The 12,736-nt window shown below is 69.9% G+C and carries 12 protein-coding genes; 7 read left to right on the top strand and 5 right to left on the bottom strand.

Going from position 1 to position 12,736, the window contains the following annotated elements; genetic code table 11:
* Positions 1–92: 92 nt before the first annotated feature.
* Positions 93–560, top strand: a complete 468-nt coding sequence (locus WYO_RS21465; RefSeq protein WP_007566415.1) for a BLUF domain-containing protein — start codon at positions 93–95, stop codon at positions 558–560.
* Between the two features lie 8 nt (positions 561–568).
* Entirely contained in the window at positions 569–1,027 is a 459-nt protein-coding gene (locus WYO_RS21460; RefSeq protein WP_007566413.1) for a response regulator, read from the top strand.
* A gap of 359 nt (positions 1,028–1,386) precedes the next feature.
* Here the strand turns inward: WYO_RS21460 and WYO_RS21455 are convergent, their stop codons facing one another.
* Positions 1,387–3,000 (bottom strand): peptide chain release factor 3, encoded by a 1,614-nt coding sequence (locus WYO_RS21455; protein WP_007566411.1) that lies wholly within the window; start codon positions 2,998–3,000, stop codon positions 1,387–1,389.
* 190 nt (positions 3,001–3,190) lie between these two features.
* On the opposite strand from WYO_RS21455, the gene WYO_RS21450 reads away from it, so the two are divergent.
* Positions 3,191–4,714 carry a DUF1800 domain-containing protein gene (locus WYO_RS21450; RefSeq protein ID WP_007566409.1) on the top strand — a complete coding sequence of 508 codons (1,524 nt, stop codon included), beginning with the start codon at positions 3,191–3,193 and terminating at the stop codon, positions 4,712–4,714.
* A complete protein-coding gene (locus tag WYO_RS21445; protein WP_007566407.1) occupies positions 4,711–5,898 on the top strand; it encodes a DUF1501 domain-containing protein in 1,188 nt (395 codons plus the stop codon). The genes WYO_RS21450 and WYO_RS21445 overlap by 4 nt, the downstream gene beginning before the upstream one ends.
* 65 nt (positions 5,899–5,963) lie before the next feature.
* Here the strand turns inward: WYO_RS21445 and WYO_RS21440 are convergent, their stop codons facing one another.
* The gene (locus WYO_RS21440) at positions 5,964–7,010 is read right to left on the bottom strand and encodes a low specificity L-threonine aldolase (protein ID WP_007566405.1); all 1,047 of its coding nucleotides are present in this window, start codon (positions 7,008–7,010) and stop codon (positions 5,964–5,966) included.
* 322 nt (positions 7,011–7,332) lie between these two features.
* On the opposite strand from WYO_RS21440, the gene rpsU reads away from it, so the two are divergent.
* Positions 7,333–7,668: a 30S ribosomal protein S21 gene (gene rpsU / locus WYO_RS21435; protein ID WP_007566403.1), complete on the top strand. Its 336-nt coding sequence runs from the start codon at positions 7,333–7,335 to the stop codon at positions 7,666–7,668.
* A 381-nt stretch (positions 7,669–8,049) separates the two neighbouring features.
* Here the strand turns inward: rpsU and WYO_RS21430 are convergent, their stop codons facing one another.
* Positions 8,050–8,442 (bottom strand): response regulator, encoded by a 393-nt coding sequence (locus tag WYO_RS21430; protein WP_007566401.1) that lies wholly within the window; start codon positions 8,440–8,442, stop codon positions 8,050–8,052.
* 321 nt (positions 8,443–8,763) lie between these two features.
* Here WYO_RS21430 and WYO_RS21425 point away from each other — a divergent pair, with 321 nt between their 5' ends.
* Entirely contained in the window at positions 8,764–9,552 is a 789-nt protein-coding gene (locus WYO_RS21425; protein WP_007566399.1) for a class II glutamine amidotransferase, read from the top strand.
* Positions 9,553–9,674: 122 nt separating this feature from the next.
* Complete coding sequence (locus WYO_RS21420; protein WP_007566397.1) at positions 9,675–11,108, top strand: NAD-dependent succinate-semialdehyde dehydrogenase; 1,434 nt, start codon at positions 9,675–9,677, stop codon at positions 11,106–11,108.
* Positions 11,109–11,150: 42 nt separating this feature from the next.
* On the opposite strand, the gene WYO_RS21415 is transcribed toward WYO_RS21420, so the two are convergent.
* Positions 11,151–11,357 carry a SlyX family protein gene (locus WYO_RS21415; RefSeq protein WP_007566394.1) on the bottom strand — a complete coding sequence of 69 codons (207 nt, stop codon included), beginning with the start codon at positions 11,355–11,357 and terminating at the stop codon, positions 11,151–11,153.
* 60 nt (positions 11,358–11,417) lie between these two features.
* Entirely contained in the window at positions 11,418–12,566 is a 1,149-nt protein-coding gene (locus tag WYO_RS21410) for a GGDEF domain-containing protein (RefSeq protein WP_007566392.1), read from the bottom strand.
* Between the last annotated feature and the right edge of the window lie 170 nt (positions 12,567–12,736).

The raw sequence follows: 12,736 nt of genomic DNA, 5'->3' as shown, positions 1-12,736 counted from the left end.
TCCGGCGCGGGCGAAGATCGTCGACGGGGCAATCTGGGTGGGGCGCGTCCCGCCCGAACGCACACGCGATACGGATTTCGGATCTAGAGGTCATGCGGGCGAAACGGACGAGCCTCGTCCACATCATCTACTTCTCGCGCCTCACTCTGTCGGCGGATCCGGCGAAGCGATCGGAGCAGATCGCCGAGATCGGCCGCGTCGCGCAGAAGAAGAACGAATTCTCGGTGATCACCAGCTTCATGATCGTCGAGGGCAATTTCGCCTGCCAGGTGATCGAGGGCGAGCGCTCCTCGGTCCACGAGACTTTCGACCGGGTCAGCGCCGACCAGCGCCACCGGGACGTGCAGATCAACGAGTGGCGGGAGATCGCCAAGCGGGAATTCGTCCACTCCTTCAAGAGCGCCCAGCGCAACACGGCGAATGACGGCCTGTTCGCCAAGGCCAATCTGCTGCCGATGCTTCAGCGCGGGACCCCGAAGGCGACCGCGATCCACGGGCTCTGCCTGGCGCTCCAGAACGACGCGATGTCCCGCCAGGGCATCGACCACCTCTTCATCTGAGCCGAGCGATGTCCGAGAGCGATACGCCCCCGATCCTCATCGTCGACGACCAGGAGAAGCTCCTGCGTCTCGTGGTGATGCTGATGACCCGGATCGGCTTCCCCGACGTCGAGGGGGTGACCACGGCCGCCGAGGCCCTGGAACGGCTGCGCACGCGCCGCTACGCCCTGGTGATCTCCGACCTCACCATGGAGCCCATGGACGGGCTGGCCCTGCTGCGCGAGATCCGCGGCGACGACGCGCTGATGAACACGCCCTTCATGCTCACCGAATCGTCCTTCGACTTCGAGGACATCAACCTCGCCCACCAGGCGGGCGCGGACGCCTTCATCCTGAAGCCGTTCGACATGGCGGTGCTGAAGAGCAAGCTGAAACAGGTCCTCAACCGCAAGCCGCGCAAGCGCGACGCCCCGATCGCGGCGGAATCGACGCTCACCGTGGATTTCCCGATGCTCGGGAAGTTCTGAGGCGCTTGGCGGGCTTTCCCCGTCGCCGGCTCACGCACCCCGTCTTCCCGGGGCCGCGCAGCGGAGCCCGGGATCCAGAACCGCCGACAGACCGCGGTTTCACGGCACCGGCGGCTTATCCGGACCAATCCCGTGATTCCGAGCTGCGGCGCCGCAGCCGGGGAGGACGCCTCCCGGAATCCCACGGCTGGCCGGAGGCCTCCGTCGAGGCCCGCCGACGCGGGCACCGCAGGACCAGGAGGGTTGGTGGGAGTGATCCGGTGACAGCGGCGATACGGATACGCGCCGCAGATCACAGGTCGCCGTGTCCGATCATCGCCGACCTGAGGGGGAAGCGAGACGCCCCCACCCCAAAGGAATCACGCCGCCCGCTTCTGGTAATCCTTCACGTCGGTGAAGCGCACCGCCGGGTAGCGCTCCTCCTCGTAGCGGAGCGAGAACGCCGTGGTCGCCATGAAGACCGGCGCGCCGTCGAGGTCCTTGGCCATGGCCGAGCCGTGGCTGTCCACGAACTTGTCGAGCTCGACCTCGGAATCCGAGGACACCCAGCGGCAGACCGAGAAGCGCGAGGTCTCGTAATCCACCGGCAGGCCGTACTCGGCCTGGAGGCGCTCCTTCAGCACGTCGAGCTGGAGCGCGCCCACCACGCCGACGATCGCCTGGCTGCCGTCCTGGGGCACGAACACCTGGACGACGCCCTCCTCGCCCATCTGCTGGAGCGCCTCGCGCAGCTTCTTGGCCTTCATGGCGTCGGTGAGCTTGATCCGCCGGAGGATTTCCGGGGCGAAGCTCGGCACGCCGCGGAACAGCAGATCCTCGCCCTCGGTGAGCGTGTCGCCGATCCGCAGGGTGCCGTGGTTCGGGATGCCGACCACGTCGCCGGCGAACGCCTCGTCCGCGATGGCGCGGTCCTGCGCGAAGAAGAATTGCGGCGCCGAGAGCGAGATCGGCTTGCCGGTGCGCACCAGCCGGGCCTTCATGCCCCGGCTGAGCTTGCCCGAGCAGACCCGCATGAAGGCGATCCGGTCCCGGTGGTTCGGGTCCATGTTCGCCTGGATCTTGAACACGAAGCCGGTCATGCGCGGCTCGGTCGGCTCGACCAGGCGCTTGTCGGCATCCTGGCCGCGTGGCGGCGGCGCCACCTTGGCGAGGCCGTCGATGAGGTCGCGCACGCCGAAATTGCGCAGCGCCGAGCCGAAGAACACCGGCGTCAGGTGGCCCTCGCGGAACGCGTCGAGATCGAACGGCTTGAGCCCGCCCTCGGCTAGCTCCACCTCCTCGCGCCACGCATCGGCGGCGCCGTTCTCGGTGAGCAGCTCGTCGAACAGCGGGTCCTGGGGGCCCGACACCGCGACCATGCCGGCATCCTCGGCGGCGTCGAGCCGGCGCACGCGGTTGCCGCCGAGCTCGTAGGTCCCGGAGAAGTTGCGGCCGGTGCCGATCGGCCAGGTCACCGGCGCGACGTCCAGCGCCAGCGTCTTCTCGATCTCGTCAAGCAGCTCGAACGGGTCGCGGGCCTCGCGGTCGAGCTTGTTGACGAAGGTGACGATCGGGATGTCGCGCAGCCGGCAGACCTCGAACAGCTTGCGCGTGCGCGCCTCGATGCCCTTCGCGGCGTCGATCACCATCACGGCCGAATCGACCGCGGTCAGCGTCCGGTAGGTGTCCTCGGAGAAGTCCTCGTGGCCCGGCGTGTCGAGCAGGTTGAAGACGCAGTCGCCGTACTCGAAGGTCATCACCGAGGTGACCACCGAGATGCCGCGCTCCTTCTCGATGCCCATCCAGTCGGACCGGGTCGAGACCCGGTTGCGTTTGGCCTTGACCTCGCCGGCGAGCTGGATCGCGCCGCCGAACAGCAGCAGCTTCTCGGTCAGCGTGGTCTTGCCCGCATCCGGGTGCGAGATGATCGCGAAGGTGCGCCGCCGCGCAACCGGATCGGCCGGCTTCGCTTCGGACTTGGTCTGCATCAGCATGGAGCGAACGCTCTGGGTCGGCAAAACGTGAGGGGCGTCGCCCGGCGGTGCCGTCACGGGCGAAGGTCTCCGGATCGTGTAGCGGCAAGCCCCGGCCTTGGCAAAGAACCGCCGCCGGAGCCCTTAATCTGCGGTACAGGCGCGCCGGATCAGGCTCGACCGGGCGACCAATTCTTCGGCGAGAGCACCGATGATGCGCACCGCACAGCTGTCCCTTCGCGTGGCCTTCGCGGCGATGCTGATGGCCGCCGGGCCGCTCGCCGCGCAGACCGGCCCGTCGCCGGCCGCCGATGTCGCGTTCCTCGACGCCCTGACCTGGGGTGCCACCCCGTCTGCCTTCGCGCAGCTGCGCCGGGACGGCCGCGCCCGCTGGCTGCAGGCGCAGCTCCACCCGCCGGCCGAGCCCCGCCTGCCGCCGGCCGCACAGGCGCAGGTCGACGCGCTGACGCCCCCGGGAACGCTGCTCGAACGCGCCCGATCCCTCGAGGCGCAATCCAAGGCCGGCAAGGACTTGGCCGATCCGGAGGCCCGCAAGGCCGCCCAGAGCGCGTTCCAGGCCGCGCTGAACGATGCCGCCCGGAACGCCGCCTCCGCCTGGGTGCTGCGCGCCCTCTACAGCCCGGACCAGCTGCGCGAACGGCTGACCTGGTTCTGGTTCAACCGCCTCAACGTCCACCAGGGCAAGTCGACCCTGCGCGCCGCGGTGGGCGACTACGTCGACACGGCGATCCGCCCCCACGTCCTCGGACGGTTCCGCGACCTGCTGATGGCGAGCCTGCGTCACCCCGCGATGCTGCGCTACCTCGACAACGACGCCAACGCGGCGGGCCACATCAACGAGAATTACGCCCGCGAGATCATGGAGTTGCACACGATGGGCGTCGGCTCCGGCTACAGCCAGGCCGATGTCGAGGCCCTCGCGCGGATCCTCACCGGGGTCGGGATCGACCTGAAGCCCGAATCGCCCAAGCTCCGCCCCGAGCACGCCGCCGACTTCATCCGGGACGGCCTGTTCGAATTCAACCCGAACCGGCACGATTACGGCGACAAGACCTTTCTGGGCACGCGCATCCGCGGCCGCGGCTGGCCCGAGGTCGAGGAGGCGCTCGACCTGATCGCCCGGCACCCCGCCACCGCCTCCAGCGTCTCCCGGGCGCTCGCCACCTACGTTATGGGCCAGGCGCCGGACGACGCGCTGGTGGCCCGGCTGGCGGCGATCTTCACCCGCACTGACGGCCACATCGCCGCCGTGATGGACGCCCTGATCCGCGATCCCGCCTTCGCGACGGCGCAGACCAGCGCCTTCAAGGATCCGGTGCGCTACGTCTTCTCGGCCCTGCGGATGGCCTATGACGAGCGGGTGATCCTCAACACCGGCCCGGTGCTCGGCTGGCTGAACCGCCTCGGCGAGGGCCTGTTCAACCGCTCGACGCCGGACGGCTACGCCCTCGACGCCGCCGCCTGGAGCGGGCCCGGCCAGCTCACCACCCGGTTCGAGATCGCCCGCCAGATCGGCTCCGGCCCGGCCGGATTGTTCAAGCCGGCCGCCCCGGACCGGCCCGAGGAGCCGGCCTTCCCGGTCCTCGCCAACGCCCTCTACTTCTCGACGCTGTCCGGGACGCTGAGCGCATCCACGAAGGGCGCGCTGGCCCAGGCGGTCTCGCCGCAGGACTGGAACACACTCTACCTCGCCTCGCCGGAGTTCATGCGATGAATCGCCGTGACCTTCTCCGCGCCACCACGGCCCTCGGCCTCACGACCGTGGCCGGCCGCGTCTGGGCGGCCCCGAAGGCGGATGCCCGCCTGCTGGTCGTGTTCCTGCGCGGGGCCTACGACGCGGCCAACGTGGTGATCCCCACCGGCAGCGCGTTCTACTACCAGGCGCGGCCCAACCTCGCCGTGGCCAGGCCCGATCCCGGCAATCCGAACGCCGCGCTGGCGCTCGACGCCGATTGGGGGCTCCACCCGGCGCTGCGCGACACGATCCTGCCGCTCTACGCCAAGGGCCAGGCGGCCTTCGTGCCTTTCGCCGGCACCGACGACCTGACCCGCAGCCATTTTGAGACCCAGGACACGATCGAGCTCGGCCAGACGGTCGGCGCCACCCGCGACTACAATTCCGGTTTCATGGCGCGGCTCGCCGCGGAGCTGACCCGGGTCCGGCCGATCGCCTTCACGGAGCAGATGCCGCTGATCTTCCGGGGCGGCGAGACCGTGCCGAACGTCGCCATCAACGGTGTCGCCAAGCCGGGTCTCGATGCCCGGCAGGCCAGGCTGATCGCCGCCATGTACGGCGACACCAAGCTGGCCGGCGCCGTGGCCGAGGGGTTTCGCGTGCGCGACGCGGTCTACAACACGATCTCGGACCATGCCGGACAGGCCGATCGCGGCGCGGTCTCGCCGAAGGGCTTCGAGCTCTCGGCGCGGCGCATCGGCCGGCTGATGCGCGAGACCTTCAACCTCGGCTTCGTCGATGTCGGCGGCTGGGACACCCACGTGAACCAGGGCGCCGGCACCGGCTATCTCGCCGACAGGCTCGGCGAGCTGGGCCGGGGCCTGGCGGGCTTCGTCGAGGAGATCGGGCCGGGCTGGTCCGAGACCGTCGTGGTGGTGCTGTCCGAGTTCGGCCGCACCTTCCGAGAGAACGGAAACCGCGGCACCGATCACGGCCATGGCAGCGTCTACTGGGTGCTGGGCGGCGGAATCCGGGGCGGCCGCATCGTCGGACCGCAGGTGCGCGCCGACGCGGCGCATCTGTTCCAGAACCGGGATTACCCGGTGCTCACCAACTACCGCGCCCTGCTCGGCGGCCTGCTCCAGCGCCTCTACGGCCTGGACCAGGCGAGCCTCCACCGGGTCTTCTCCGGCGCCGAGCCTGCCGATCTCGGGCTGATCTGAGCGGCCGCCGTCAGGGCCCCGCGCCGATCAACCGCCCAAGGGCCGAGCTGGTCGGAAACCCGGCCTCAGGCGGCCTCGGCCGCCAGGGCGCGCAGGTCGGCCACGAGGGCGTCGACGCGCGCGGTCTCGGCATCCCAGGCGAACATGAACCGCGCCCCGCCGCCGATGAAGGTGTAGAACCGCCAGCCCCGCGCCCGAAGCCGCTCCATGGTCACGGCCGGCATCGCCAGGAAGACGGCGTTGGCCTCGACGGGAAACAGCGCGCGGATCCCCGGGAGCCCGGCGACGGCATCGGCGAAGCGCCGGGCGCAGGCATTGCCGTGGGCGCCGTTCCGCAGCCAGGCGCCGCTCTCCAGCATGCCGACCCAGGGGGCGGACAGGAAGCGCATCTTCGAGGCGAGCTGGCCGGCCTGCTTGCACCGGAAGCCGAAATCCTCGGCGAGCTTGGGGTCGAAGAACACCACCGCCTCGCCGGCATGCATGCCGTTCTTGGTGCCGCCGAAGCACAGCACGTCGATCCCGGCCCGCCAGGTCATGTCGGCGGGGCTGCATCCAAGGCTGGCGCAGGCATTGGCGAAGCGCGAGCCGTCCATGTGCAGGGCGAGGCCGAGGTCCCGGCAGGTGGCCGACAGCGCCCGCAGCTCGGCCAGCGTGTAGACCTGCCCGGTCTCGGTCGGCTGGGTGATCGTGACCACCCGCGGGCGCGGGAAGTGGATGTCGCTGCGGTTGGTGGCGAGCCCACGGATCGCCTCCGGGGTGAGCTTGCCGCCCTCGGTGCGCGCTGTGAGCAGCTTGGAGCCGTTGGAGAAGAATTCCGGCGCCCCGCACTCGTCGGTCTCGACATGGGCCGAATCGGCGCAGATCACGCTGTGGTAGGATTGGCACAGGGCGGCCAAAGCGAGGGCGTTCGCGGCGGTGCCGTTGAAGGCGAAGAACACCTCGCACTCGGTCTCGAACAGGCGGCGGAACGCGTCCGCGGCCCGGGCCGTCCAGGCATCCTCGCCATAGGCCGGCGCGTGGCCGCGATTGGCCGCCTCCATGGCGGACCACGCCTCCGGGCAGATGCCGGAGTAGTTGTCACTGGCGAATTGCTGCGAGTCGTCGTGTTGCATGGGCACAGCCTAGATCCGCGTCCGATCGCGTTGCAATCGGGCTCGGCGCCAAATCGAGGCGGAGCAGGGCTGGTGCGCGTGGAACCGGTATCCGACTCGCCGCCAGCGGTTTCGAGACCGCCACGGCGAAGATCGCTGCCGCGAAGATGTTGGAACTGGTTCGCGCTTGGTGTAGAAGGCGCGCCAAGGCGTGGGCTCCACGCCGATTCGGAAACCGACGTTCCCGTCCCTCCCGGGTTCTCCCGGGCGAGGGACGTTGCCGGTTTCCAGATCGGCGGCGGGCTGCGCGAGCCCCAAATCCAGGTCCAGAGGATCAAGTCCGTTGCAGGTACTCGTTCGCGATAACAACGTCGATCAGGCGCTCCGCGTCCTCAAGAAGAAGATGCAGCGTGAAGGCATCTTCCGTGAGATGAAGCAGCGCAAGGCTTATGAGAAGCCGTCCGTCCGCAAGGCGCGCGAGAAGGCGGAAGCCGTCCGCCGCGCCCGCAAGCAGGCGCGCAAAACCGCGATCCGCGAGGGTCTGATCGCCGCTCCGAAGCCGAAGCCCCGTTTCCCGGCCGGCAGCCGCCGCCCCGGCTTCCCGTCGCCGTCCGCCGCCGGCCCGCAGGGCGGCAACGCCGCCGGCCAGGTTCCGGTGAACCCGGCGCCCGTCGCCTAAGACGTTCGTCCCCGAACGGTAGGAGCCCGGACCGCGCGAGCGGCCGGGCTTTTTGCGTTCGATCATCGCTTGGAGCGTGAGGGTTCCGGGCGCGGCCACAGCTACGGATACCCATCAGCCTCCCGTTCGTTGCCGAGCTCCGTCATAGCGAGCGCAGCGAAGCAACCCAGGGCTGCGCGCGCTTCCCGAACGTGGCGTTTCGCTGGGTTGCTTCGCTGCGCTCGCAATGACGGCAGAAGAGGCTGCAACCCACTGCCGGCAACCATCGTGTGCGGCTGAGCAGAATCGCAACTCGCGCATCTTCGCCGGGACAGAGCCTCCGCGGAGCCCGGATACGCGGCCCCCTCCCCTCATCGGGAGGAGGCGCGCCGCACCCCCGTTTCAGGCCGCCTTGGCGGCCATCGTGGCGTGCTCGGCCTGGACCAGCACGTCGAGCGCCCGCCAGGGCTTCTGCATGTAGACCGCCTGATTGGGCAGGCGTTCGTCGCGGCTCGCCCCGGAGGTGACGACCACGCGCACGTCCGGCCAGCGGCGCTCGACCGCCTGCGCCAGCGACACGCCGTCCATGGCGCCCGGCAAGCGGATATCGGCGAACAGCAGCGCCACGGTGACGTCGGACCGCTCCAGCACCGAGAGCGCGGCCTCGGCGCTCTCGCAGGCAATCACGCCGAGATCGCTCTCTTCCAGGACCGCGGTCGCGAGGTCGCGCACCGCCGCGTCGTCCTCCACGACAAGGGCCACGGGGGCGGAACACTCGGGCTGTGCGCGATCCATGTAAATCTCCTGTTCTGGTTTGCGTTCGACCCCTCGACGGGTCGCGGCCTCATTGATGGACCGCTGATTCCCCGATTCGGCCATGGTGACCTGCGAGGAGCCGGCTCACAAGTGTCCCCGTGGTCGAGCCGTTCTTGCCCGCTCCGCGATCAAGCGGCGCCATTTTTGCTCGGATCGCCCGAAAATGGCGCAGCTGGGTCGCGGTTAAGAAACTGTTCACCCGTGTGGACCGACTGTTAATCTCATTCGCGGGCACCCGTTCCGTTCCGGGGGTGACCTTCAGCGGATCGCGCACGGACCACAGAAGGATCGACGTCCGACATGTGCCGTTTCCTCGCCTATAGCGGTGAGCCGGTCTTTCTCTCGGACCTGGTCTGCGCGCCGACGCATTCGCTGGTGCACCAATCCCTGCACGCCGACGAGGGGAAGACCGAGACCAACGGCGACGGGTTCGGCATCGGCTGGTACGGCGAGCGCCCGGAGCCCGGCGTCTATCGCGACATCTCCCCGGCCTGGTCGGACGAGAACCTGACCAACCTGTGCGGCCAGGTGCGCGCGCGGACCTTCTTCGCCCATGTCCGCGCCTCGACCGGCACCGCCACGGCCCGGGCGAATTGCCATCCGTTCGTCTACGGGCGGCACCTGTTCATGCATAACGGCCAGATCGGCGGCTACCACCGCATCAAGCGGCGGCTGGAAGCGCTGATCCCGGACACGTTCTACGATCATCGGCGCGGCAGCACCGATTCCGAGGCGATCTTCCTGCTGGCCCTGGCCAACGGGCTCGAGCAGGACCCGGTCGGCGCCATGGCCCGCACCCTGGAGACGGTCCGCGGCCTGATGAAGGAGGCGGGCGTCTCGGAGCCGCTGCGCTTCACCGCCCTGCTCACCGACGGCGAGACGCTGACCGCCTATCGCTGGGCCTGCGACGGCCGGCCGCCGAGCCTGTATTTCCGCGATGGCCCGGGCGGGATCGTCGTCGTGTCCGAGCCGATCGACGGCTGCCGCGAGGGCTGGCAGGTCGTCCCGAAGGGCGGCACCCTCCGGGCCCGGCACGGCAGCGCCACCATCGTCTCGGGCCCCGAGGCCATCCGCTCCCGCGCCGCCTGACCGGGTTCCGGCGGCGAACGCTCCGATCCGACCTCAGCCATGCCGCGAGCGGGATTGCCGATCCGCGCCACGTTGCCACATGTCGGCCACGGCCGAGCATGCGGCCGAGCGGGAATTGACCGATGTATCCGGATACCGAGCTTCACATTGCCGGACGCTGGCGCGCGGGCGCCGACCGGGAGACCCTGGGCGTCCTGAATCCGGCCACGGGCGAGACGATCGGCCAATGTGCCGTCGCCACCACGGCGGATCTCGACGAGGCCCTGGCCGCGGCCGCCCGTGCCTTCCCGGCCTGGCGGAAGGTGTCGGCCTTCGAGCGCGGCAAGCTGATGCGCAAGGCCGCCGACCTGCTGCGCAGCCGCGCCGATGAGATCGCCCGGATCATGACCCAGGAGCAGGGCAAGCCGCTGGCCGAGTCGCGGGTCGAAACCCTGGCGGCCGCCGACATCATCGACTGGTTCGCCGAGGAGGGTAAGCGCGCCTACGGCCGCGTCATCCCGGCCCGCGCCGACGGCGTGCTGCAGGCGGTGGTGCGCGAGCCCGTCGGCCCGGTGGCCTGCTTCACCCCCTGGAACTTCCCGATCAACCAGGCGGTCCGCAAGATCTCGGCGGCACTCTGCACCGGCTGTACGGTGATCCTCAAGGGCCCCGAGGACACGCCGGCGAGCTGCGCCGCCCTGGTCCGCGCCTTCCTGGATGCCGGCATCCCGGGCGACGCCCTGTCGCTGGTCTACGGCGACCCGGGGACGATCTCGGCCTACCTGATCCCGCACCCGGTGATCCGCAAGATCTCGTTCACCGGCTCGACGGTGATCGGCAAGAAGCTCGCGGCGCTGGCCGGCGAGCACATGAAGCGCGCCACGATGGAGCTCGGCGGCCACGCCCCGGTGATCGTGTTCGGCGATGCCGACGTTGAGAAGGCCGTCTCGGTCCTCGCCCCGTCGAAGTTCCGCAATGCCGGCCAGGTCTGCGTCTCGCCGACCCGGTTCCTGGTCCACGATTCGGTGTTCGACCGGTTCGTCGAGGGCTTCACCAGCCACGCCAAGAGCCTGAAGGTCGGCGACGGCTTCGACCCCGATACCAAGATGGGCCCGCTGATCCACGGGCGCCGCCTGGAGGCGATCGAGGCGCTCACCGCCGATGCCGAATCGGCCGGGGCGTCGCTGCGGGCCGGCGGCAAGCGCATCGGCAACCGCGGCAACTTCTTCGAGCCGACGGTCTTCACCGAGGTGCCGCTGACCGCCCGGATGATGAACGAGGAGCCGTTCGGCCCGGTGGCCATGATCAACCGGTTCTCGGAGGACGAGGAGGCGCTCACCGAGGCCAACCGCCTGCCCTACGGGCTCGCGGCCTACGCCTATACGCGCTCGGCCGAGCGGGCCGCGCGGGTGGCGAACACGGTGGAGAGCGGGATGATCTCGATCAACCACCACGGCCTCGCTGTGCCGGAGACGCCCTTCGGCGGCGTCAAGGAATCCGGCTACGGCAGCGAGGGCGGCTCGGAAGCGCTCGACGCCTATCTGGTGACCAAGTTCGTCACGCAGGCCAATTTCTGATCCCGACCCGGCGCGTCGCCGCAAGCGGCGCGCCGACATCCGTCAGTAATGCGGCGGCGGCGGTTCCGGCCCGCGCGGCGCGGACCGGGCCGCCGCTTCCTCGACCTGATCCCGCAGCGCCGCGACCTGGCGGACCAGCCGGTCGATCACCCGCCACTGCTCCGTGACGGTGCGGTTCAGATCCTCGATGACCGAGTCCTGCTCGGTGAGGCGCATCTCCAGGCGATCGATGCGGGTGGGCTCGTCCATGGCCGGTCTCCAATCCGGCCCGCGATACCGCATCCGCGGCCGGTTTCCGACCGCGCCGGCTTACGCCGCCTGCACCCGCTCCGCCACCGCGACCCGGTCGCGCCCGCCATGTTTGGCGACGTAGAGCGCGGCATCGGCCCGACGCATCAGCGCCTCGTAATCGATCCCGTCCCGGGCCTGCGCGATCCCGATGCTGACGCTGACCTGCAGGTCCGGCAGTTCCGAGACCGACAGGCTCGCGAAGGTCCGGCGCAGCTCCTCGGCCCGCGCCAGGGCCTCGGCCGGGGAGACGTCGGGCAGCAGGCAGGCGAATTCCTCGCCGCCCAGCCGGCCGAGCACCGCCTCCCGGGGCAGCAGGGAGGCCGCCATGGTGCAGAACCCGACCAGCACGGCGTCGCCGACCGCGTGGCCGTGGACATCGTTGACCGCCTTGAACCGGTCGAGGTCGAACAGCAGCAGCGCCACGTCCCGGCGCGTGGCGAGGGCCGCCTCCGCGGCCTCGGCGAAGGCCCGCCGGTTGGGGATTCCCGTGAGCGGGTCCGTCGCCGCGGCGAGGCGCTGCTCGCGCTCGGCCCGCTCCTTGACCAGGGCCATGCAGGTGAAGGCCAGGGCGATCGAGAACAGCAGCGTGACGAAGCACAGGATCGCCACCCAGGGCGAGGTCAACGGGTTCAGCTTCGGCGGCGGCGGCGCCAGAAGCGTCGACGGGATGCGGACAAGGTAGAAGGTGGCGTGCAGCCCCAGCGTGGTCACGGCCGCCACCCGCGAGGCGAGGCGCTCGCCGCGGCCGCGCCAGAACGCGCGGGCCGAATCGGCGGAATAGAGGGCTGCCACCGCGGACGCGTACACGATCCGGGCCTCCATCGATCCGTAGAAGGCCGGCACTAGGCAGAGCACGCACCAAATGGCGGCCCCCGCGAGCGCCAGGCCGATCCGGATCGGTCGCCCCTCGAACGAGCGGACGCCGCTCCAGATCAGCCCATAGGCCGCCAGCACGACGGCGTTGGACAGCGCGATGGATACGAGGTCGGGAATCTGGCCGCGCAGGGCGAGGCCGGCGGAGCCGACGGCACCGAGAATATGCGCGACGCCCCACAGCGCCAGGGCGCGCGACGCCGGCGCCTGCCGCCACGACAGAACGAACAGCGTGCCGACCAGCAAGGTCATCACGGAACTAACGATCAGCAGGGTGGCTGGATCGAGATGCACGGCGTTCTATCAGTCTCCGACTCGGACGATAGCACGAGCCATCTGATATTGGCCGGACCTCAACGCACGTTCCGGCTCATTTCGCACCGGAGCGACGAAAATACCGCGCCGATGCTTACACTTCAGCGCGATAGCAACCTTCGGTTGTGATGTCGCGGGACACCTCAGGC

Origin of the sequence: Methylobacterium sp. GXF4, assembly GCF_000272495.1 — a bacterium.
Classification (GTDB): Bacteria; Pseudomonadota; Alphaproteobacteria; order Rhizobiales; family Beijerinckiaceae; genus Methylobacterium; species Methylobacterium brachiatum.
The sequence above is the reverse complement of the archived record's forward strand: the minus strand, read 5'-3'. Positions and strand labels throughout refer to the sequence as shown.

Coding starts and splice junctions, on each gene's coding strand:
- WYO_RS21465 (WP_007566415.1), top strand. CDS start 93: ATGCGGGCGAAACGGACGAGCCTCGTCCACATCATCTACTTCTCGCGC.
- WYO_RS21460 (WP_007566413.1), top strand. CDS start 569: ATGTCCGAGAGCGATACGCCCCCGATCCTCATCGTCGACGACCAGGAG.
- WYO_RS21455 (WP_007566411.1), bottom strand. CDS start 3,000: ATGCTGATGCAGACCAAGTCCGAAGCGAAGCCGGCCGATCCGGTTGCG.
- WYO_RS21450 (WP_007566409.1), top strand. CDS start 3,191: ATGATGCGCACCGCACAGCTGTCCCTTCGCGTGGCCTTCGCGGCGATG.
- WYO_RS21445 (WP_007566407.1), top strand. CDS start 4,711: ATGAATCGCCGTGACCTTCTCCGCGCCACCACGGCCCTCGGCCTCACG.
- WYO_RS21440 (WP_007566405.1), bottom strand. CDS start 7,010: ATGCAACACGACGACTCGCAGCAATTCGCCAGTGACAACTACTCCGGC.
- WYO_RS21430 (WP_007566401.1), bottom strand. CDS start 8,442: ATGGATCGCGCACAGCCCGAGTGTTCCGCCCCCGTGGCCCTTGTCGTG.
- WYO_RS21425 (WP_007566399.1), top strand. CDS start 8,764: ATGTGCCGTTTCCTCGCCTATAGCGGTGAGCCGGTCTTTCTCTCGGAC.
- WYO_RS21420 (WP_007566397.1), top strand. CDS start 9,675: ATGTATCCGGATACCGAGCTTCACATTGCCGGACGCTGGCGCGCGGGC.
- WYO_RS21415 (WP_007566394.1), bottom strand. CDS start 11,357: ATGGACGAGCCCACCCGCATCGATCGCCTGGAGATGCGCCTCACCGAG.